This is a genomic window from Streptomyces sp. NPDC058295, assembly GCF_042880655.1.
GTDB lineage: Bacteria > Actinomycetota > Actinomycetes > Streptomycetales > Streptomycetaceae > Streptomyces > Streptomyces coriariae.
Map to the genome: position 1 here is coordinate 32,728 of NZ_JBHVYO010000010.1, position 21,033 is coordinate 53,760.

The window sequence follows — 21,033 nt, forward strand, 5'->3', positions numbered from 1 at the left end:
TGGTGCACGCGGTGGAAAGAGCCACCGCGTACGCCCCTGGCCTTGGACATGCCCCACCCGGAAGGGGTGTACGCGCGTGCCCGCACTTGTGCTGCTCGGTGCTCAGTGGGGTGACGAAGGCAAGGGAAAGGCCACCGACCTTCTCGGTGGCTCGGTGGATTACGTAGTGCGTTACCAGGGCGGCAACAACGCCGGCCACACGGTCGTCGTGGGCGACCAGAAGTACGCACTCCACCTGCTCCCTTCGGGAATTCTGTCACCCGGCTGTACGCCGGTCATCGGTAACGGTGTCGTTGTCGACCCGTCGGTCCTGCTCTCCGAGCTGAGCGGTCTGAACGAGCGCGGCGTCGACACGTCGAAGCTGCTGATCAGCGGCAACGCGCACATCATCACCCCGTACAACGTCACTGTCGACAAGGTGACGGAACGCTTCCTCGGAAAGCGCAAGATCGGCACGACTGGGCGGGGTATCGGCCCGACATACGCCGACAAGATCAACCGGGTCGGCATCCGGGTCCAGGACCTGTACGACGAGTCGATCCTCACCCAGAAGGTCGAGGCGGCGCTGGACGGCAAGAACCAGCTGCTGACCAAGCTGTACAACCGCCGCGCGATCGCGGTCGACCAGGTCGTCGAGGAACTGCTCGGCTACGCGGAGAAGCTCGCTCCGTACGTCACCGACACGGTCCTGCTCCTCAACCAGGCGCTCGAGGCGGACAAGGTCGTCCTCTTCGAGGGCGGTCAGGGCACGCTCCTGGACATCGACCACGGCACGTACCCCTTCGTCACCTCGTCGAACCCGACCGCGGGCGGCGCCTGCACGGGCTCGGGCGTGGGACCGACGAAGATCAGCCGGGTCATCGGCATCCTGAAGGCCTACACGACCCGCGTCGGCTCGGGCCCGTTCCCGACCGAGCTGTTCGACGAGGACGGCGAGGCGCTGCGCCGCATCGGCGGCGAGCGGGGCGTGACGACCGGTCGTGACCGCCGCTGCGGCTGGTTCGACGCGGTCATCGCCCGCTACGCGACCCGCGTGAACGGCCTGACGGACTTCTTCCTGACCAAGCTCGACGTCCTGACCGGCTGGGAGCAGATCCCGGTCTGCGTGGCGTACGAGATCGACGGCAAGCGCGTCGAGGAACTCCCGTACTCGCAGACCGACTTCCACCACGCGAAGCCGATCTACGAGACCCTGCCCGGCTGGTCCGAGGACATCACCAAGGCAAAGTCCTTCTCCGACCTGCCGAAGAACGCCCAGGCGTACGTCAAGGCGCTGGAGGACATGTCCGGCGCCCCGATCTCCGCGATCGGCGTGGGCCCGGGCCGGGACGAGACGATCGAGATCAACTCGTTCCTGTAGTCCCGGGAAAGACCTGACGGCGGTACCTCGGCTTGGGCCGGTCTTGGACATCCTTGACCGGCCCATGGCCTGTTCGCGGTTACGCCCGTAACTGGCGGAAGCAAGCATCTACGCGGGTAGTTGCCCCTCCTTCCTCACCAGTTCCAGGAGCCCCGTATGCCCGTGAACCCCATGAACCGGCGTGAGTTCGTGCAGAAGTCGGCCGTCACCGGAGCGGCCGTGGCCGCCCTGGGTGCGGTCGGCTCCGGTACCGCCGAGGCCGCCACCGGCCACGCCGGTCACGCGCCCGAGAAGACGCCCCGTACCTGGTCCTTCTCCATCCTGGGCACCACCGACCTGCACAGTCATGTCTTCGACTGGGACTACTACACCGACGCCGCCTACACGGACAGCAAGGGCAACTCGGTCGGGGTCGCCCGGATCGCCACGCTCGTCGAGCAGCAGCGGGCGGCGAAGGGCGAGGAGCACGTCCTGCTCGTCGACGCCGGCGACATCATCCAGGGCACCTCGCTCGCCTACTACTTCGCGCGCGTCGACCCGATCACCGGGACCGACGGCAAGAACGGGCCGAAGCACCCCATGGCCGTCGCCATGAACCACATGCGCTACGACGCCGCCGCCCTCGGCAACCACGAGTTCAACTACGGCATCGAGGTGCTGCGGAGGTTCGAGCAGCAGTGCCGCTTCCCGCTGCTCGGCGCGAACGCGCTGGACGCGAAGACCCTCAGGCCCGCCTTCGCCCCGTACACGGTCAAGAAGATCCGCGTCCCCGGCGCCCCCGACATCAAGGTCGGCATCCTGGGCCTCACCAACCCCGGCATCGCCCTGTGGGACAAGGACAACGTCAGCGGCAGGATGGTCTTCCCCGGGCTGGTGGAGCAGGCGAAGAAGTACGTGCCGAGACTGCGGGCGCTGGGCTGTGACGTCGTCTTCCTGACCGACCACTCCGGGCTCGACGGATCCACCTCCTACGGCGACGCGCTCCCCTACGTCGAGAACGCCTCCAACCTCGTCGCCGAGCAGGTCCCCGGCATCGACGCGATCCTCGTCGGGCACACCCACGTCGAGGTGTCCTCGTACACTGTCAAGAACGCGGAGACCGGCGAGGAGGTCCTGCTCTCCGAGCCGTACTGCTGGGGCTACCGGCTGACCGTCTTCGACTTCGAGCTCGAACTCCACCACGGGCGCTGGAAGGTCACCGGCAAGAAGGCCCAGACCCTCGACCCGCGCACCGCCGACGAGGACCCGGAGATCACCAGGCTCCTCAAGGCCGACCACGACCTGGTCGTGAAGTACGTCAACACGGCCGTGGGCACCTGCACGCAGGACCTCTCGGCGGCGGAGTCCTGCTGGAAGGACGTCCCGATCATGGACTTCATCCACGAGGTCCAGATGAAGGCGGTGGCCGCCGGACTGTCGGCCGCCGACGCCGCCCTGCCCCTGATCTCCGTCGCCGCGCCGTTCAGCCGCACCGCCGACATCCCGGCCGGTGACGTCACCATCCGCGACATCGCCGGGCTCTACATCTACGACAACACCCTGTACGGCAAGAAGCTCACCGGCGCCCAGCTCAAGGACTACCTGGAGTTCGCGGCGAAGTACTACCACCAGGTGCCGGCGGGCACGGCGGTCGACACCGCGACCCTGACCAACGCCAACAGCTTCTGGGACTACATGTACGACACGGCGGCGGGTGTCTCGTACGACATCGACATCGCGCAGGCGGACGGGGCGCGGATCAGGAACCTCACCTACGACGGCGCCGCCGTCGCCGACGACCAGGTCTTCGTGGTCGCCGTCAACAACTACCGCGCCAACGGCGGCAGCGGCTACCCGCACATAGCCGCCGCCGACATCGCCTACAGCTCGACCGACGAGATCCGTCAGCTGATGATCGACTACGTCACGTCCGAGGGGACCCTGGACCCGGCCGGCTTCGCCGCCGCCAACTGGAAGCTGACGCAGGCCGGCACGGCCGTCTTCTGACGTCGGTCACCCGGCCGGCACCATGGGAGAAATGCCGCATACAGGAATATCCTGGGATCGACAGACATGTGTGTCGACCAGAAGGAAGTGACTGCGATGCGCATGATGCTGAAGGCGTCCATGGACACCGAGAAGGCGAACGAGGCCATCCGGAACGGAACCCTCGGCAAGCTGATCGAGGAGTCCATGGCGCAGCTCAAGCCCGAGGCCGCCTACTTCACCACCGACCACGGCAAGCGCACCGCCTTCCTCTTCTTCGACATGGAAGAGAGCGCGCAGATGCCCGTGCTCAGCGAGCCGTTCTTCCTCAACCTCGGGGCCGAGATCTCCTACACCCCGGTGATGAACGGGGAGGACGTACAGAAGGGCCTCGCGCAGCTCGGCCGCTGACCGCCCACCCGAACGGCCGCTCAGCTGAACACGATCATCGACCCCTGCGCCAGACTCCGCGTCGCCGCCGCGTGCAGCCCGAGCCAGACGTGCCGCTCGCGCGCGAAGGGGCTGGAGTCGTACGGCGCCGGAACGGCGGGCTCCTCCAACTCCGTCGGCCCGGCCGGCGGTTGCGGAGCCAACGGCGGATTGGCCGGATCGATGCCGATCGACGGGGCCACGAACTCCAGTTCCCGCAGCAGGGACTGCGCGGAACCCAGGGGTCCGCCGCCCGCGAGGAGCTCGTCGTTGGACAGCGGCTGCGGGAAGTCGACCGGAACATAGGCGCCCGCGTGGTCGTAGTGCCAGACCAGGTGCGACTGCTGGGCCGTCGCCTCGAACATCTCCAGGAGCTGCTCGTAGTCGCCGCCCAGCGCGTCCACCGGCGTCACCGGCAGCCCGCACACCTGGAGGAGGTAGGCGCGGCGCAGGAAGTGCAGGGCGTCGTAGTCGAAGCCGGCCACCGGGGCGACCTCGCCGGACAGCCCCGGCATGTACTGGTACACCGGCACGGGCGGCAGACCCGCCTCGGCCAGCACCTTGTTGTACTGGGCGAGTTCGTCGGCGAAGGGATTGTCGGGGGTGTGGCACAACACGTCGACGAGTGGCACCAGCCACAGGTCACAGGCCAAAGAGAGCTCCTCACTCAGTACGTTGACCGGTCAGGGAAGACTAGTCGGTGCGACCCGCATCAGCTCCCCCTGTGCAGATCCCATACCCACACTCCGGCCACCCGCCTACCCGGTCGGCCGACCAGCTTCTCCACCGTCTCACGCAGCCGGTCCTCACGCGGTTGCGGGGCCAGCACCAGCGCGCCCGCCCGCCAGTACGCGAGGTCCTCGCGGGTCTCGGCCCGCGCTCGGGCGTCGATCACCGGGACGACGCCCGTGTACCGCACGTCCCGCAGCAGACCCGCGGTGAAGCGCAGCGGGACACCGTAGACGCCGGTGCGGTCGCCGTCGCCGTACGGTCCGTTGAAGTAGCCGCCGGGCATCCGGAAGCCGAGGCCGGCCGCCGTCTGCCAGTGCAGCGCCTCGGCGTCCTCGGGTTCGGCGAGCGGCACCGGGACCAGGGTCTCGTCGCCATGGACGTACGTCTTCCAGGTGCCGTCGGTGAAGAAGGCGGGCACCTCGGCGCGCGGCTCGGACCTCAGCGGGGCGGGGACGAGGGGGAGCAGGGCGAGGCAGACGGCGAGCAGACCGGCGTACTGCGTGCCCAGCCGGCGGGCCTGGGCGAGGTGGTCGACCGCCAGGGCGAGCAGCATGCCCAGCGGCGGGGCGCAGACCAGCGCCACCCGGCTCTCGATGACCGAGTCGAAGAGCGGCAGGCCGGCCAGCGCGGCCCAGGGGCCGGGGACGGTGGTGCCGGTGAGCGGGAGGGGGATGCGCGAGCCGAGCGACAGCACGGCCGCGGCCGCCGCCGTACCGGCCAGCGCCTTGACCGCCGGCCGCCGCCGGAGCCCCACCGCGATCGCGAACGCGAGCAGCGCCAGCGGCCAGCCGTAGAAGGCGTTCTGCTCGGTCGGGTTCAGGGAGAGGGCGTCGGCGCGGTGGGCGTCGCCCGCGATCAGGGAGCGCTCGGCGAAGGAGAGCAGCGCCCGGACGGAGTTGGCGACGCCGGGCGCGGTGCCGTGGTCGATGCCGGTGTAGCTCTGCGGGCCGGAGAACTGCCAGGCCAGCGGATAGACGACAAGCGGGAGACAGACGGCGGCGGCGACCGCCAGACCGTTCAGCAGGGGCCGTACGGCATCGCGCGCGAGGTCGGGGCGTACGGCTGCGTAGGCGACCGCGAACAGCAGCATGCCCATCGCGGCGAGCAGCAGCGGCTCCTCGCCGAGGAAGAACTGGCAGGCCGCCATCAGGCCGAGGACGACCCCGTTCCGGGTGACGCGTTGACCGGCCGTGAGCCGCAGCGCGCGGTCGATGATCGGCGGGATCATGAACAGCACGACGAAGTTCGGGTGCGCGTTGGCATGGCTGACCATGGGCGGCGCGAACGTGGCCAGCGCGGCTCCGGCGAAGGCGGCCGCACGCTGGCGGACGAGCCGTTTCACGATCAGCCGGTACCAGGCGACGGCCGTCGCGGCCAGGCCCAGCGTCATCACCAGACTCAGCGTGACGGCCGGCCCGAACAGCAGCGTGACGGGCGTGAGCGGGACGGACAGGCCCAGCATCACGGTGTTGGCCATCAGGTTCACGCCGTCGGGGGCGCCCTGGAGGCCGGTGAACAGGGGATTGCGCAGGTGAGCGATGTTGTCGGCGGTCACCGCGAAGAACCACTCCCACTGGTTCTGGTCCTGGAGGGAGTCGGTGAGATAGCGGTGGGCCGGGTCGAGGACGCGGCCTGAGTAGAGGGCCACCGCCATCGCGAGGAACAGCAGCACGGCGACGACGTCCGCGGGTCTCGGCACCGGGATCCGGAGCCGGACCAGGTCGCGCAGGACCCGGAGGTAGTCCGCCGGACGGACCTTCGAGCCGGGCTGGTGCGACCAGTGCACGGGCACCTCGGCGACCGGCCAGCCGACCCGCTGGAAGTGGCGCAGCACCTCCACGTCGATGGCCCAGCCGTTGAGACGGGAAGCGGCGAAGGCGGCACGGGCCTTGTCGCCGTCGAACAATTTGAACCCGCACTGGGTGTCGCGCGTCCCGCGCAGGGTCGTCCTGCGTATGAGCAGGTTGCCCACCCGGCCGGCGAGTTCGCGTATCCGGTGCTGGCGGTCGCCGAGGGTCGCGCCGGGTACGGCCCGCGAGCCGATCGCCGCCGCGTTGCCGTCCGCGAGCGCCTTCTCCAGGCGCTCCAACTCCTCGACGGGAGTGGCGAGATCGGCGTCCATGACCAGTATCCGGCGGCCCCGGCCGGCGGCGACACCGCGGCGCAGGGCGTGGCCCTTGCCCCGGTTGCCGGAGCCCGCGACGAGCTTCACCCGGGGGTCGCGGCGGACGGTGACGAGCTCACGGGTGGCGTCCGTGGAACCGTCGTCGGCGACCAGGATCTCCCAGGTGCTCCAGCGGCTCCCGGTCGCGTCGAGGTAACGGGTGACGGCGTCCAGGGTGGGGCCGAGCCGGCGCTCCTCGTTGAAGGCGGGGATGACGACCGAGAGTTCGATGGAGAGTCCGACGGGCGCGGTGCGGTGCACGGGAGCGGACGTGCCGGGAGCGGACGTGCCGGTAGGGGGCGTGCCGGGGGCGTGCGGGCCGGGGGCGTGCGCCCTGCTCACTCCGCCGCCAGTCGCTCGATCAGTGCGATGGAGTCGTCGTTGTACGCGGCGAGCATCGCCCGGGCGGTGGCGGTGTCGCGGTCGTACAGGGCGTCGACGAGTTCGGTGTGGCCGGACCACAGGTGGCCGCGCAGATCGGTCGGCCGGCGCAGTTGCTGGACCGTGCACACCCAGGACTGGAGCCGCAGCCGGTGCAGGAAGTCGGCGAGATAGGGGTTGCCGAACAGGGCGCTCAGCTCACGCCAGAAGCGCAGGTCGTAGCCGATGAGGACGGTGAGGTCACCGGCGGCCGCGGCGCGCTGCGCCTCCTCGCCGCGGCGGCGCACCCCCGCTATGGCGGCGGCGGTCCGCGGGTCCTCGTAGTCGTGGTGGCGCTGACGGCCCTCGTCCAGGGCGAGGAACATCCCCTCGATGATCAGGCTGCGCGCCTCGATCATGCCCCGGAAGTCCGCGACGGAGTACTCGTGGACCCGGAAGCCCCGGTGCTGGTCGGCCTCCAGGAGGCCCTGCGCGGAGAGGTCGACGAGGGCCTCGCGGACGGGGGTCGCGGAGACGCCGTACTGCTCGGCGATCTCCTTGACGGTGAACTCCTGGCCCGGCTGGAGTCGTCCCCCCAGCACCTCGTCGCGCAACGCGTCGGCGATCTGCTGTCGCAGGGTGCTGCGCGTCACGGCTCCGTTGCCGGTGCTGCCGGGCATCGTCGGGGCGTCTCCATCGTCAGGTGCGGGAAAAACGGCGTGCTCGTCGGTATGTACGAGCACGCCACCTTACGCGTTCGACGAAATCAAGACCTTGGACGATTGCCGCGTTTGTCGGGTGCGGGCCGGTGGGGGCCGGTCGCGCAGATCCCCGCGCCCCTGAGGGGCGCCCGGTGCCCCGACCGACCTCGCCCCGCCTCGCCGCACCACCGACCCACCGAAGCGCGGAGACCGGCCCTCGGCGGGCCCCGGTGCGGTCCCGGTGCGGCCTTCGGCCGGTGCCCGTCGGCCCGGGGTGCGATCCCGTCCGGCCCCCGTGCGGTCCCGTCCGGGCCCGGGGCGGCCCCTGCGGCCGTCGCCAGCCCCGTCCGGTCTCCGGCCAGCCCCCGTCCGGTTCTAGTCCGTGTACTCGTCGGCCACCGAGAGTGCCGTGTCCAGGGCGGCGAGGCCCTCCTTGATCTCGGACTCGGAGACGTTGAGCGGGGGCACGAAGTGGGTGCGGTTCATGTTCACGAACGGCCATACCCCGGCCTTCTTGGCGGCCGCGCTGAACGCGGCCATGGCCGCGTTGGCCTCGCCCGCCGCGTTGTACGGCACGAGCGGCTCGCGGGTCTCCCGGTTCTTCACCAGTTCGAGGGCCCAGAACATGCCGACACCGCGCACCTCGCCGACGCATCCGTGCCGCTCGGCCAGTTCCCGCAGCCCCGGCCCGACGACCGAGGCGCCCAGGTTCTTGGCGTTCTCGACGATGCGCTCCTCCGCCATGACGTTGATCGTCGCGACGGCGGCCGCGCAGGCCAGTGGGTGCCCGGAGTACGTCAGACCGCCCGGGTAGGGCCGCCTGGCGAAGGTCTCCGCGATCGCGCCGGAGACGGCCACCCCGCCGAGCGGCACATATCCGCTGTTCACGCCCTTGGCGAAGGTCATCAGGTCGGGCGTCACGTCGAACAGGTCGGCCGCGAACCACTCACCGGTGCGACCGAACCCGGCCATGACCTCGTCCAGGACGAAGACGATCCCGTACTGGTCGCAGAGCTGCCGCACCCCGGCGAGATAGCCGGGCGGCGGGACCATGATCCCGGCGGTGCCCGGGACGGTCTCCAGGATGATCGCGGCGATCGTCCCGGGCCCCTCGAAGGCGATCGTCGTCTCCAGGTGTTCGAGCGCCCGCGCGGTCTCCTGCTCCTCCGTCTCCGCGTAGAAGCGGGAGCGGTACAGGTACGGCGCCCAGAAGTGGACGACCCCGGCCGTCGCGCTGTCGGAGGCCCAGCGGCGCGGGTCGCCGGTGAGGTTCACGGCCTGCTGGGTGCCGCCGTGGTACGAGCGGTAGGCGGACAGCACCTTGGCGCGCCCGGTGTGCAGCCGGGCCATGCGCACGGCGTGCTCGACCGCGTCGGCCCCGCCGTTGGTGAAGAAGATCTTGTCCAGGTCGCCGGGGGTCCGCTCGGCGATCAGCCGGGCCGCCTCCGAACGGGCCTCGACGGCGAAGGCGGGCGCGAAGGTGGTCAGGTGTGCGGCCTGCTCCTGGATCGCGGCGACGACCTTCGGGTGCTGGTAGCCGATGTTGGCGTAGACGAGCCCGCTGGTGAGGTCGAGGTACCGCTTGCCGTCGTAGTCCCAGAAGTACGACCCCTCCGCGCCGGCCACGGCGAGCGGGTCGATGAGCTCCTGGGCGGACCAGGAGTGGAAGACATGCGCGCGGTCCGCGGCCTTCACGGCGGCGCCGGCCTGGGGGCTGGACTGAGGGGTCATGCCAGTGAGCGTAAATGTCCGCGATGCGGAAGCGGTATCGGCGTCCTGTTCCGTGGACGGGGCGATTCCGCGACAGGTTGTCGGGCGTGGGAGGGGCCCGGGGAGTCTCGGTCGGTTGACAGTCTGCTGTCGAAATGACAGTCTGCTGTCATCCCGTCGTTACGGGGACCCGCTCACCGAGGAGAAGCCATGAGCCGCAAGCCGGTGCATCTCGCCGTGTACGACACGCTCGCCGACTGGGAGACGGGGTTCGCGACGGCGTACCTCGCGCGCAACGGGTACGAGATCCGGACGGTCGGCGGGTCCGGGGAGCCGGTGGTCAGCACCGGCGGACTGCGGATCCGGCCCGACCTGGCGCTGGACGCCGTACGGCCCGAGGACAGCTCCCTGCTGATCCTGCCGGGCGCCGACCTCTGGGACACCTCCGACGACCTCGCGCCCTTCGCCCGCACGGCGCGCGCGTTCCTCGACGCCGGGGTGCCCGTCGCCGCGATCTGCGGGGCCACCGCGGGACTCGCCCGCGAGGGCCTGCTCGACGACCGGGACCACACCGGTGCGGTCTCCTTCTACCTGGCGGCGACCGGCTACGCGGGCGGCGACCGGTACGTCGAGGCGGACGCGGTCACCGACTCGGGCCTGATCACCGCCGGCCCGACCGAGCCGGTCGCCTTCGCGCGGGAGATCTTCGGGCTGCTCGGCGTGTACGAGGGCGAGGTGCTGGACGCCTGGTACCGGCTGTTCCACGACTCCGACGCGACGGCGTACGAGGTGCTGGAGAAGGCGACGGCCGGCCGGTGAGCAGGGAGCGGCAGGATCTGCTCAGCCGCAGCGCCCTCGGCGTGTTCCGGCTGAACGGCCAGTTCCTCACCGTGGCGGAGGAACTGGCCGGGCCCGCCGGGCTCACCGCCGCCCGGTGGCAGGTGCTCGGCGCGGTGCTCGGCGACCCGCTGCCCGTGTCCGGCATCGCCCGCGCCATGGGTATCACCCGGCAGAGCGTCCAGCGTGTCGCCGACCTGCTGGTGGAGCACGGCCTCGCCGAGTACCTGCCCAACCCCGCCCACCGGCGCGCCAAGCTGCTCGCGCCCACGGAGGCCGGGCGGGCCGCGGTCGCCCGTATCGATCCCGGGCACGCGGCCCTCGCCGACCGGCTGGCGGAGGCGTTCGGGCAGGCGGAGCTCGCCGAGGCCGTCCATGTACTGGAACGGCTGTCCAAGGTGCTGGACGGCCTGGAGTCCGCTGTTACGCAACCGTAGACACCGCACCGCACCACTCCCCGAACCGCCGGATTATTCTCGGCTGGGTTGCACATGTCTCGATCACACATGTGCGGGAAAGGCGGCGCTGCGATGGAGAAGCTGGGCCAGGGGGACCCGCAGCGCATCGGCGGCTACCGGCTGCTCGCGCGGCTGGGCGCGGGAGGCATGGGGCAGGTCTACCTCGCCCGCTCGGACCGGGGGCGCACGGTCGCCGTGAAGCTGGTCCGGCGTGAGCTGGCCGCGCGCGAGGAGTTCCGGGCGCGGTTCCGGCAGGAGGTGCGCAACGCGCAGCGGGTCGGCGGCTTCTGGACCGCGCCCGTCCTCGACGCCGACACCGAGGCCGCCGTGCCCTGGGTCGCCACCGGCTATGTCGCCGGGCCGAGCCTCCAGCAGGTGGTGAGCCACGATCACGGTCCGCTGCCCGAGCGGTCGGTGCGCATCCTCGCCGCCGGGCTCGCGCACGCGCTGGCCAACATCCACGCGGCCGGGATCGTCCACCGTGACCTCAAGCCGTCGAACGTGATGGTCACCATCGAAGGGCCCCGGGTCATCGACTTCGGCGTCGCGCGGGCGCTGGAGAGCGTGACCGGCGACAGCCGGCTGACCCAGACCGGCGCGGTGATCGGCTCGCCCGGCTTCCTGGCCCCCGAGCAGCTGCGCGGCGACCCGGTCACGCCCGCCAGCGACGTCTTCTGCCTCGGTTCGGTCATCACCTACGCCGCGACCGGCAGCCTCCCCTTCGGCTCCGCCGACAGTGCGCCACACGCCCTGATGTTCCGCATCGCCGAGGACGAACCCGACCTCTCGGGTGTCCCCGAGGGCATCGCCGACCTGGTCCGCGCCTGTCTGCGCAAGGACCCGGGCGCCCGCCCCTCCCTCGACCGCGTCCTGGAGCTCACCGGCGTCGACGACACCGTCTCCGACGGCCGCTCCCGCGACCCCTGGCTGCCCGGTGCCCTCGTGGCACAGCTCGGCCGCCACGCCGTGCGACTGCTGGAGGTGGAGGACCCGGAGGGTGCGACCCCGACCTCCTCCGGCCCCGGGGCGCGCCCCACCCTCCTCGACCACCCGGCGAGCGCCCCCGAGGCCTTCCCGGAACACTCCGGCCCGCGCGGCCACGCACCCTCGCCGGACCGCCGCCCCACCCTGGTCGCGGGCGCCGACGGCATCCCGGCGCAGCCCCGTCCGCCCGGCGGACGGTCCGCCCCGGCCCACCCGGTGTACGGCTACCCCCAGCAGCATCCGCAGCAGGCCCCGGCCGCCTACGGCCACCCGCAGCAGCCGTCGGCCGCCTGGTCCGCGGCGCCGGGCGGGCCGGCGCCGTACAACCCGTACGCGGACGGAATCGCCGGCCCCGGCGCCGCTCCCGCGCACGACCCGTACGGGCCGGCCGGCCCCGCAGGCCCCCAGGAGCCGCCGCGCCGCAGCGGTCGGACGACCGCCGTGCTCGTCGCTGTCGCCCTGGTGGTCGCGATCGCCGCGGGCGGCTCGGTGTACGCGTTCATGAACGGTGACGACGACGCTGCCGCGAACGCGGCGCCCACCACGTCCGGCGGCTCGACGTCCTCCTCCGCGAAGGCCTCGGAGCTGCCCCCGCCGGACTCGTCGCCGTCCCCTTCCGCGTCCCCCTCCGCGTCCTCGGCGGACGGGGTGGTCCCGGCGGCCTACCTCGGCACCTGGACCACCACGATCGAGAACGAGAGCGGCACGAACACGCGCCGGCTGACCCTCGCCCAGGGCAAGGTGGGCGACGCGGTGCTCGCCCTCGTCGCCGACGGGGACGGCTACCACTGCGAGTTCAGCGCCGCCCTTTCCGAACGGCCGGGCGGTGAAGGCCCGTTGAGGATAGGCCCGTCCAAGGTCACCACCGGCGAACCCCTCTCCTCGTGCAGCCCGGGCACCGCCTCCGAGGTCACCCTGCTCGCCGACGGCACGCTGCGCCGGGTGAACACCGGCACCGGGGAGAAGCTGACCTACACCCGGCGGTGACCGTCGCGCGAACGTCAGCCGACCGATCCGGAATGTCCCGTCGGACAGCCGTACGGTGACCCCCTACGAGCCGGTCGGCGGGAGTGGCGGGGGCGCCCACAGTGGAGTGGCTGAACGCGGAGAACGTGGTGGCCGTGGGGACGGCCTTCGTCGGTATCGTCGCGTCCGGGATCATGGTCTGGTACGAGCGCCGGGTCCCGCGCCGCAAGCGGGTCGGCTACCGGGTGCAGATGGACAACCCGATCGGCGACGACGTCAGATCCGGCCGCCCCAACCGCCGGCTCGGCCTCTTCGACGAGGCCCCCGGCATGTCGGACGCGACGCTCGTCCTGCTGCGCATCGAGAACGACGGCTCGCAGGGCATCGCCCGTGACGACTACACGGGCCCCGAACGCCACGGCCTGACCGCCGTCTTCACCGACCGCACCATCCGCGGGGTGTCGGTCACCCAGCCGACCGACACCGACCACCTCATGGACCACTTCACCGCGGACCGGGGCTTCGGCTACGAGGACAACACCCTGCGCATCCCGCGCGTCCCGCTCAACCCCCGCGAGCACTTCAAGCTGCTCGTGCTGCTGTCGGGCGGCGACGTCGGCCGGGGGATACGGCTCTACGGCGGGCTGCGCGACGGCGAGGTGCACCCCAACCGCAGCGCGACCCCGGACGACACCCCGCCGCTGTTCAGCCGGGCCGCCCGGCTGATCTCCATCCTGCTCACCGTCTGTGTGGTCACCCTCGCGACGATCGTCGTCGTCCGGGACGCCCCGCCCCCGGTCGGCTGCGAACGCGGCACGCTCACGGTCACCGGCTCGACCGCGTTCGCGCCGGTGGTCCGGGAGGTCGCGGCCAAGTACGAGCGCGACTGCGAGGGTTCGTCGATCACCGTGGACCCGCACGGCTCGACGGCCGGGATCCGTGAGCTCGCCGCCGTCGCGGCGGGCAGGAAGGGCTCGCCGCCGGTCGTCGCCCTCTCCGACGGCCCCAAGTCCGCCGGCCTCGACGCACTGCGCGAGAACCGGGTCGCCGTGTCCGTGTTCGCGCTGGTCGTCCACGACGACGTCACGCTGAAGAACCTCTCCACGGCGGACGTACGGCGGCTGTACCTGGGGCAGATCACCAACTGGGACGAGGTCGGCGGGCCGCACCTGCCGGTGGTCCCGGTCAGCCGGGACGCCAACTCCGGGACCCGGCAGGTGTTCCAGCGGCGGGTGCTGGGCCGCGGCGAGATCGCGAACTCGTCCGTCGACTGTGTCCACAAGGACGACCCGACGGCCCCGTCGTCCGCTGCGAACTCGACTCCACCGACCAGGTGCTGTCCACGGTCGCCGCCACCCCCGGCGCGATCGGCTACAGCGAGCTCAACCTGGCCGAGCGCGCGAAGGGCCTGCACCCGCTCGACCTGGGCGGCGACCCGCCCTCCGTGGACGCCATCGAACACGGCACGAGCGACTACCCGTACCGCGAGATCGAGTACGCCTACACCTACGGCCGCCCCCCGGCCGACTCCCTGGCCTCGAGCTTCCTGACCTACCTCACCCGGGGCAACGGCCAGGACGTGATCCGCACCCACGGCCACCTGCCGTGCTGGACCCCGGAGGGCATGCGCGCCTGTGCCGATGAGCCCGTCCGGCGCTTGAGGACGAGGCCGTCCAGGCCGAAAGGGGGGTCTGGGGGGACAGCCCCCAGGGACGGGGAAGGGAAGGGGCGGCGGGGGTGAAAAACGCGGCGAAGCCGCCCTCTCACCGAGGCTCGGGCGGCCGCTGCCGAGGCATGTTCGGCCGCGCGTTCGCCCCCGGCGGCATCGGGAACCGCCCGTACCCCCCGCCCACGTCCGCCCGCCCGCCGGAGGCGACCGCCCCCTGGATCCCCATGGGCGCCGGCCCGGTCCGAAACTCGACCATCCAGTCCGCCGTCTCCGTACGCACCAGCTCCGAGACGTCCTCCGAGAACCGCCGCAGCACCGCCAGACACCGCTCCGCGGCCTCGCTCGCCGTACCCTCCGCCGGGCCCAGCACCTCCCGGACGCTTTCCGAGGCCCAGTCGAACTGGAGCACCTGGAGCCGGCGCTGCACGGCCTGCGCGGTGGCCACGTCCCTTATCCAGCCGGAGGTCACCCCGAAGAACCGGTCCGCCGCCGCACACGCCACCGCGACCAGCAGCGCCAGATATCCCCAGGGAGCGATACCGCCCAGCACCCGGGTGAGGTCCAGCAACGGCAGCGCGGCCGCGCACACCGCCCCCGTCGCCGCCCCGGTGCGCAGCACCCGGGCGCCCCGCCGCTTCCACACCCGGTCCGCGAGGTACCAGGCGGCGGTCTCCAGCGCCCCGCGCTCCACCCACCGGTACAGCTCGTCCAGCCGCTCGGCTGGCTCACCCCAGTCCCCGAGCGGAAACGTCCGCCCGGCCAGGTCGCCCGGCCGCAGCCCGGCCGCGCCCTCACTCCGCCCGTCCTGAGGCGGACCCTCGGGCTGCATCTCCGGCTGCTGACCCACCCGGCACTCCCTACTGATCCCGACCGATGGAACCCGACCGATCCCGACCGCTCACGTTGCGTGACACCCGTGACGCCTGATGCTGCTGCGCCGGACCTTTCCTACCTCCCAATGGGTGGCGAAGAGGAAGGTTTCATCTCTTTTACGCCCGGAAGTGGGCCTTGATCAGGTATAGGCCTCACACCTGACTCACTCGAAAGAGTGCTGGGGCGACACCCGCACAGACCACGTAGGCTCGTGCCGAGCGGGAAAAAACCCGCCCGAAGGCACGCCCGACAGTCGTAGGACACAGGAGCTGATCGTGATTCCCGGTGGTGGCCAGCCCAATATGCAGCAGCTGCTCCAGCAGGCCCAGAAGATGCAGCAGGACCTGGCCCGTGCCCAGGAGGAGCTGGCGAACACGGAGGTCGACGGACAGGCGGGCGGCGGCCTGGTGCGGGCCACCGTGACCGGCTCCGGCGAGCTGCGCGCCCTGCGGATCGACCCGAAGGCGGTGGACCCGGACGACACCGAGACCCTCGCCGACCTGGTCGTCGCGGCCGTCCACGCGGCCAACGAGAACGCGCAGACGCTCCAGCAGCAGAAGCTCGGCCCGCTGGCCCAGGGCCTGGGTGGCGGCGGCGGCATCCCGGGACTGCCTTTCTAGGACCGGTCCGCCTTTCTAAGACCGGCCTCGGCCAACTACCGTACGTACCGCAAGGAACCCCAGGAAGGACGGCAGTCCGTTGTACGAAGGCGTGGTCCAGGACCTCATCGACGAGCTGGGGCGACTGCCCGGCGTCGGTCCCAAGAGCGCGCAGCGGATCGCCTTTCACATCCTCCAGGCGGAACCGACGGACGTACGGCGGCTCGCGCAGTGCCTGATGGAGGTCAAGGCGAAGGTCCGCTTCTGCGCGACCTGCGGCAACGTGGCGCAGGAGGAACTCTGCGGCATCTGCCGCGACCCGCGCCGCGACCCGAGTGTCATCTGCGTCGTCGAGGAGCCGAAGGACGTCGTGGCGGTCGAGCGCACGCGTGAGTTCCGCGGCAGGTACCACGTCCTGGGCGGCGCGATCAGCCCCATCGAAGGTGTCGGTCCCGACGACCTGCGTATACGAGAACTTCTCGCGCGGTTGGCCGACGGGACGGTCACGGAGCTGATCCTGGCCACCGACCCGAACCTGGAGGGCGAGGCGACGGCCACGTACCTCGCCCGCATGATCAAGCCCATGGGCCTGAAGGTCACCCGCCTGGCCAGCGGCCTCCCGGTGGGTGGCGACCTGGAATACGCGGACGAGGTGACCCTCGGTCGCGCCTTCGAGGGGAGACGACTCCTAGATGTCTGACGCCACGCTGCACGCGACCGACCACAACCCGGACGATTTCGTGGTCCAGATCGCGGATCAGGTCGAGAGCTTCCTGGTAGCCGTCACGGAGGTCGCGAAGGGCGACGAGCCGGGCCTGGCGGTCCCGTTCCTCCTCCTGGAGGTCTCCCAGCTGCTCCTGGCCGGCGGCCGCCTCGGCGCCCACGAGGACATCGTCCCCGACGAGCGCTACGAGCCCGACCCGGGCTTCGAGCCGGACGCCGACGAACTCCGCGAGAAACTCGCCCGCCTCCTGGAGCCGGTCGACGTCTACTCGGAGGTCTTCGACCCGTACGAGCCCCGCAAGGCGCCCGTCCCGGCCCGGATCTCCGACGACCTCGCCGACGTCATCGCCGACCTGCGCCACGGCATGGTCCACTACCGCGCGGGCCGCACCACGGAGGCCCTGTGGTGGTGGCAGTTCTCCTACTTCTCCAACTGGGGCTCCACCGCCTCGGCGACCCTGCGCGCCCTGCACTCGGTCCTCGCCCACATCCGCCTGGACCAGCCCCTCGAGGAACTGAACGGCCTCGACACCGACCAGTCCACCCTGGGCGACGAGACCCTCGAGTTCGAGGCGGGCCGGGTCATGGAGGAGGAGATCGGGGCCCCGCTGCGCCTGGGGCAGGCGCAGGAGTAGCCCTCCTCACGGGTCTGACCGCACGACCAGGCCGGGCACCAGCGGGAGCGCGGCTCGGACCGTGTGCCGGACGCGGTCGAGATCGACGTCCAGGCGTCCGAAGCACTCGACGAGCCCATCGCGCCACTCACCTACGCCCATTGCGTCCCGCTCAGCTCCGGGACGCCGTTCGCCGCGACGCGACGAGAAGGCATTCACGATGACGCTGTAGAACCGCGCGTTCGGGACGAACTCCCGTACCGTCCAGCCCGCGTTGACGGCGTACAGGGAGATCGGCGGGCCGCCGACGCCCGCCGCCGAGTTCATGAAACCGCCCGCCGCGCCGGCCACGACCGCGCCCCGGGTGCCGCGCGGGGCCGGGACGCGGGCGCCGCGCATGACCAGCAGGACGGCCACCGTCACCAGTCCGCCCGTCACCAACAGCGTGACGGAATCCGGGAGTCGGCGGGTCAGCCAGGTCCCCCGCCGGGACCGTGCAGGCGGCGGCCACGCACAGCGGGACCATCGCGGCCGGGCGTACCCGGCGCCAGCCGCCCGCCAGGCCCACGACGCTGATCGCGCCCGCCGCGCAGTTCGCCAGGACGGCCCCCTGGGCCGGTCCGAGCAGCAGCACCGGCGCGGGGACGGCGACCAGGGCGAAGCCCATCCCGGTCAGCCACTGCACACCGGAACCCAGCAGCACGATCCCCGCCGGCAGTGCCTCACGCGTCCCGCTCGTCATGGTGTACCTGCCTCCACCACGCCTTCGGGAGTGCGCTCCCTCGTTCGCGCAGGTCCGGGACGGGATCGTTGATCTCGCAAGCGAAACCCCGGATCGATCTCGATCGACCTGAAGCTGTCCGGGGCCCACCCCCTCCAAGGAAGGCCGTCATGAAGGCTCTGCTCTCCTCCCGTCCCGTCCTGTGGTTCCTCTTCCTCTTCAACCTCGCGGTCGCCGCCGTCGCCCCCTTCGTGGTCGACGGATCGCAGGGCGTGCTGACGGCCGTCGGGATGGGCGTCGTCTCGTTCGGGGCCGGCCTCAGCCTGGTCCGGGACCGGGGGCGGCGGACCGCCTCCTGAGGAGGGGTGGAATCCGCAGAATTGGCAGGGTGTTGGACGTCCCCTGTACGCGGGCTGCACGGGCGCTAACCGGCCGGACGCGAGTCTTGGGTCATCCCAACAGCAGCAAGCCGCACAGGAGTTGCGATGACCCGCAAGACCCGCATACGCGCCGCCCTCGTCACCGCCACTGCCGTCGTCACCGCCGCCACGGTGTCGGTCGGAGTCAGTGCGGCCGGCGACAGCAGGCCCTCGAAGCCTTCCAAGAAGCAGGTCGCCGCCCTCTTCGACACCTGGAACGCGGCGCTCCGGACCGGTGACCCGGAGAAGGTCGCCGACCTCTACGCCGACGACTCGGTCCTGCTGCCCACCCTCTCCAACACGCCGCGCACCGACCGCGCCGGCCTGATCGACTACTTCGAGCACTTCCTGGCGAACAAGCCGGTCGGCAAGAAGATCGAGACCCACATCAACGTCCTGGACGCGAACTCGGTGCTGGACGCGGGCCTCTACCAGTTCACGCTGACCGACCACGACACCGGCAGGAAGAGCGTCGTCAAGGCCCGTTACACCTACGAGTGGGAGAAGCGGAACGGCGTGTGGAAGATCGTCAACCACCACTCGTCCGCGATGCCCGAAGGCTGATCCTCACCGAGAGCCCGCCCCCGGGCGCGTCCGCCAGGGCCACCGTCCCGCCGTCGTCCGTCACCAGCTGTTTGACGACGGAGAGGCCGAGCCCGGAACCGGAGCGGCCGGTCAGGCCCTGGCCGCGCCAGAAGCGGTCGAAGGCGCGTGACTTCTCCGCGTCCGACATGCCCGGTCCCTCGTCCGCGACGGACAGGACCACCTCCCTGGCCCCGGCCTCGGTCCGGACGGTGATCGTCCCGCCGTCGGGTGACACCTCCAGGGCGTTCGAGAGCACGTTGTCCAGCACCTGGTCCAGATGACCGGGGCTGGCCAGCACAGACGGCCGGTCGTCGACAACACTCCCCCTGAGCGCGATGGTGACTCCGCGCTCGTCGGCGGCCGGCCTCCACACCGACAGGCGTTCCGCCACGATGTCCGTCAGGGACAGCGGTTCCGCCGCGGTCACCTTGGCCTCGGCACGGGCCAGCACCAGCAGGCCGTTGACCAGCCGGCTCATCCGCACCACCTCGGCGGTGGCCTGCTCCACGTCCTCCCGCACGAACTCGTCGTCGACACCGTCCGCGATGTTGTCCAGGGAGAGACGGAGCGCCGTCAGCGGGGTCCTGAGCTGGTGCGAGGCGTCCGCCACGAAGATGCGCTGCGAGGCGATCAGTGTGTCGAGGCGTTCGCCGGCCTGGTTGAGGGTGCGGGCCAGGGTCCGGGTCTCCTGGGGGCCCGTCACGGGGGAGCGGGCCGTCAGGTCGCCGTCGCTGAACTTGCTCGCCATGTCGTTCAGCTGGCGCAGGGGGCGGGTGATGCGGCGGGCGACGACCGCGCCGATCAGCGCGGCCACGCCGAGCACCGCCACGGCGAGGCCCGCCCGGAAGCCCCAGATCGTCCACAGCCTGTGGGTGAGTCCCGAGGTCGAGTAGACGATCCGTACGGCGCCGACGACCTGGCCGTCGTCTTTCGCGGGGACCGTGATCACCAGCTCGCGGCCCCAGATGAGGTCCGACCCCCAGTCGGTGGTCGGCCGGCCCCGCTCCAGGGCGCGGGTCAGTGCCGGGTCCCGCTCGGGGCGTGGCAGCGCCGGCGTGCACCGGGCGGTGCTGGTGGCCTGTACCTCGTCCTCGGTCTCCACGGCGTACGCCCTGGCCATCTCCTCCAGCGCCTGGCAGGAGGCGGTGTCGCCGTTGCCCAGCAGCAGCGCCATGGTGGTCGCCTCGCGTTCGATGGACACCTCGGTGTCGCCGCGCAACTGGGCGGTGAGGGTGAAGGCCACCGGCACGGTGAACAGCAGGATGGCGACGGCCACCAGCAGCACATAGCTGCGGATGAGTTGCTTGATCATGACGCCGGGCCGACCGGGCCGATCGGACCGCCAGGGCCGCTCGGGCCGGCGGGAGCGGTTGCGCCGACGATCTCCAGCCGGAAGCCCACCCCCCGCACCGCCTCGATCGCGACGACCCCGGCGAACTTCCGCCGCAGCGCCGCCACGTGCACGTCCAGTGTCTTCGTCGGCCCGAACCAGTTCGCGTCCCAGACCGCTTCCATGATCTGCTCGCGCGACATCAGCGCGCCCGGCTCCTCGGTGAGGAAGGACAGCAGGTCGTACTCCTTCGGCGCGAGCGCGATCTCCGTGCCGTCCACGTGGACGCGGGCCGCCTTGCGGTCGACGGTCAGCCGGGAGCCGTAGCGGTCCGGGCCGCCGGTCGTGCCGTCTTCCGCCGTCCGCGGCCGCACGCGCCGCATCACCGCTCGTATGCGCGCGATGACCTCCCGCACCCCGAAAGGCTTGGACACGTAGTCGTCGGCGCCCAGCTCCAGGCCGACCACCCGGTCCGTCTCGTCGCTGCGGGCGCTGATCACGATGATCGGGACGTCGCCGCGCTCGCGCAGGGCCTTGCACACGTCCAGGCCGTCGGTGTCGGGCAGGCCCAGATCCAGCAGGACGACGTCGTAGGGGTCGGAGTGGGCGAGCGCGGCGGCGCCCGTGGTGACCCAGTCGACCTCGAAGCCGTAGCGCTTCAGCCCGCGCCGCAGCGACTCGGCGACCGGTTCGTCGTCTTCCACGAGAAGTACGTGCACAGCCGCACGATAGTGCTTGAAACTTAATTCACAGCTATCACTTCGGCGTCAGTGGGAAGGGAAGACCCGACGACGGGCGTCCGGACCCCTTTCCGGCCTCTTCCGCGAGTCTCGC

18 protein-coding genes and 2 pseudogenes are annotated in these 21,033 nt (G+C 71.3%); 12 read left to right on the plus strand and 8 right to left on the minus strand.

Going from position 1 to position 21,033, the window contains the following annotated elements:
• The first annotated feature begins 76 nt into the window (after positions 1 to 76).
• The 3 genes from ACFVYS_RS12900 (at position 77) to ACFVYS_RS12910 (ending at position 3,736) form a co-directional block, all read left to right on the plus strand.
• Complete coding sequence (locus ACFVYS_RS12900; protein WP_389501519.1) at positions 77 to 1,360, plus strand: adenylosuccinate synthase; 1,284 nt, start codon at positions 77 to 79, stop codon at positions 1,358 to 1,360.
• Positions 1,361 to 1,516: 156 nt separating this feature from the next.
• Positions 1,517 to 3,346 carry a bifunctional metallophosphatase/5'-nucleotidase gene (locus ACFVYS_RS12905; protein WP_389501521.1) on the plus strand — a complete coding sequence of 610 codons (1,830 nt, stop codon included), beginning with the start codon at positions 1,517 to 1,519 and terminating at the stop codon, positions 3,344 to 3,346.
• Positions 3,347 to 3,442: 96 nt separating this feature from the next.
• Positions 3,443 to 3,736: a hypothetical protein gene (locus ACFVYS_RS12910; protein WP_389501523.1), complete on the plus strand. Its 294-nt coding sequence runs from the start codon at positions 3,443 to 3,445 to the stop codon at positions 3,734 to 3,736.
• Between the two features lie 20 nt (positions 3,737 to 3,756).
• On the opposite strand, the gene ACFVYS_RS12915 is transcribed toward ACFVYS_RS12910, so the two are convergent.
• The 4 genes from ACFVYS_RS12915 to ACFVYS_RS12930 all read right to left on the minus strand — a co-directional run bounded on the left by ACFVYS_RS12915 (position 3,757) and on the right by ACFVYS_RS12930 (position 9,442).
• Positions 3,757 to 4,407 carry a hypothetical protein gene (locus ACFVYS_RS12915; RefSeq protein ID WP_020129216.1) on the minus strand — a complete coding sequence of 217 codons (651 nt, stop codon included), beginning with the start codon at positions 4,405 to 4,407 and terminating at the stop codon, positions 3,757 to 3,759.
• Between the two features lie 59 nt (positions 4,408 to 4,466).
• On the minus strand, positions 4,467 to 6,911 hold the full coding sequence (locus tag ACFVYS_RS12920) for a glycosyltransferase (RefSeq protein WP_389501525.1): 2,445 nt from the start codon (positions 6,909 to 6,911) through the stop codon (positions 4,467 to 4,469).
• Positions 6,912 to 6,988: 77 nt separating this feature from the next.
• Entirely contained in the window at positions 6,989 to 7,690 is a 702-nt protein-coding gene (locus tag ACFVYS_RS12925) for a GntR family transcriptional regulator (RefSeq protein ID WP_389501527.1), read from the minus strand.
• 396 nt (positions 7,691 to 8,086) lie between these two features.
• Positions 8,087 to 9,442 carry an aspartate aminotransferase family protein gene (locus ACFVYS_RS12930; protein WP_389501529.1) on the minus strand — a complete coding sequence of 452 codons (1,356 nt, stop codon included), beginning with the start codon at positions 9,440 to 9,442 and terminating at the stop codon, positions 8,087 to 8,089.
• Positions 9,443 to 9,631: 189 nt separating this feature from the next.
• Here ACFVYS_RS12930 and ACFVYS_RS12935 point away from each other — a divergent pair, with 189 nt between their 5' ends.
• From ACFVYS_RS12935 to ACFVYS_RS12950, 4 genes and pseudogenes are all read left to right on the plus strand, one after another.
• Positions 9,632 to 10,240, plus strand: coding sequence for a DJ-1/PfpI family protein (locus ACFVYS_RS12935; RefSeq protein ID WP_389501531.1), 609 nt, complete (start codon positions 9,632 to 9,634; stop codon positions 10,238 to 10,240).
• Entirely contained in the window at positions 10,237 to 10,695 is a 459-nt protein-coding gene (locus tag ACFVYS_RS12940; RefSeq protein WP_389501533.1) for a MarR family winged helix-turn-helix transcriptional regulator, read from the plus strand. Before ACFVYS_RS12935 ends, ACFVYS_RS12940 begins: the two co-directional genes overlap by 4 nt.
• 93 nt (positions 10,696 to 10,788) lie before the next feature.
• The gene (locus tag ACFVYS_RS12945) at positions 10,789 to 12,687 is read left to right on the plus strand and encodes a protein kinase (RefSeq protein WP_389501535.1); all 1,899 of its coding nucleotides are present in this window, start codon (positions 10,789 to 10,791) and stop codon (positions 12,685 to 12,687) included.
• A 101-nt stretch (positions 12,688 to 12,788) separates the two neighbouring features.
• Positions 12,789 to 14,305, plus strand: a pseudogene (locus ACFVYS_RS12950) (substrate-binding domain-containing protein); the annotation flags it as partial.
• A 124-nt stretch (positions 14,306 to 14,429) separates the two neighbouring features.
• Here the strand turns inward: ACFVYS_RS12950 and ACFVYS_RS12955 are convergent.
• Positions 14,430 to 15,164 carry an SLATT domain-containing protein gene (locus tag ACFVYS_RS12955; RefSeq protein WP_389501800.1) on the minus strand — a complete coding sequence of 245 codons (735 nt, stop codon included), beginning with the start codon at positions 15,162 to 15,164 and terminating at the stop codon, positions 14,430 to 14,432.
• A 319-nt stretch (positions 15,165 to 15,483) separates the two neighbouring features.
• Here ACFVYS_RS12955 and ACFVYS_RS12960 point away from each other — a divergent pair, with 319 nt between their 5' ends.
• The 3 genes from ACFVYS_RS12960 (at position 15,484) to ACFVYS_RS12970 (ending at position 17,165) form a co-directional block, all read left to right on the plus strand.
• Complete coding sequence (locus ACFVYS_RS12960) at positions 15,484 to 15,828, plus strand: YbaB/EbfC family nucleoid-associated protein (protein WP_389501537.1); 345 nt, start codon at positions 15,484 to 15,486, stop codon at positions 15,826 to 15,828.
• A gap of 79 nt (positions 15,829 to 15,907) precedes the next feature.
• Positions 15,908 to 16,507, plus strand: a complete 600-nt coding sequence (gene recR, locus ACFVYS_RS12965; RefSeq protein WP_267019168.1) for a recombination mediator RecR — start codon at positions 15,908 to 15,910, stop codon at positions 16,505 to 16,507.
• Positions 16,500 to 17,165 (plus strand): DUF5063 domain-containing protein, encoded by a 666-nt coding sequence (locus ACFVYS_RS12970; protein WP_389501539.1) that lies wholly within the window; start codon positions 16,500 to 16,502, stop codon positions 17,163 to 17,165. The genes recR and ACFVYS_RS12970 overlap by 8 nt, the downstream gene beginning before the upstream one ends.
• Positions 17,166 to 17,302: 137 nt before the next feature.
• On the opposite strand, the pseudogene ACFVYS_RS12975 reads toward ACFVYS_RS12970, so the two are convergent.
• Positions 17,303 to 17,886 (minus strand): annotated as a pseudogene (locus ACFVYS_RS12975) (TSUP family transporter); the annotation flags it as partial.
• Positions 17,887 to 18,035: 149 nt separating this feature from the next.
• Between ACFVYS_RS12975 and ACFVYS_RS12980 the strand changes: the two are divergent.
• Together ACFVYS_RS12980 and ACFVYS_RS12985 are read left to right on the plus strand one after the other, a co-directional pair.
• A complete protein-coding gene (locus tag ACFVYS_RS12980) occupies positions 18,036 to 18,224 on the plus strand; it encodes a hypothetical protein (protein WP_389501541.1) in 189 nt (62 codons plus the stop codon).
• A 126-nt stretch (positions 18,225 to 18,350) separates the two neighbouring features.
• Positions 18,351 to 18,848, plus strand: a complete 498-nt coding sequence (locus ACFVYS_RS12985; RefSeq protein WP_389501544.1) for an SgcJ/EcaC family oxidoreductase — start codon at positions 18,351 to 18,353, stop codon at positions 18,846 to 18,848.
• On the opposite strand, the gene ACFVYS_RS12990 is transcribed toward ACFVYS_RS12985, so the two are convergent.
• Both ACFVYS_RS12990 and ACFVYS_RS12995 read right to left on the minus strand, forming a co-directional pair.
• The gene (locus ACFVYS_RS12990) at positions 18,814 to 20,181 is read right to left on the minus strand and encodes an ATP-binding protein (RefSeq protein ID WP_389501546.1); all 1,368 of its coding nucleotides are present in this window, start codon (positions 20,179 to 20,181) and stop codon (positions 18,814 to 18,816) included. The genes ACFVYS_RS12985 and ACFVYS_RS12990 overlap by 35 nt on opposite strands.
• The gene (locus ACFVYS_RS12995) at positions 20,178 to 20,918 is read right to left on the minus strand and encodes a response regulator transcription factor (RefSeq protein WP_389501547.1); all 741 of its coding nucleotides are present in this window, start codon (positions 20,916 to 20,918) and stop codon (positions 20,178 to 20,180) included. The genes ACFVYS_RS12990 and ACFVYS_RS12995 overlap by 4 nt, the downstream gene beginning before the upstream one ends.
• Between the last annotated feature and the right edge of the window lie 115 nt (positions 20,919 to 21,033).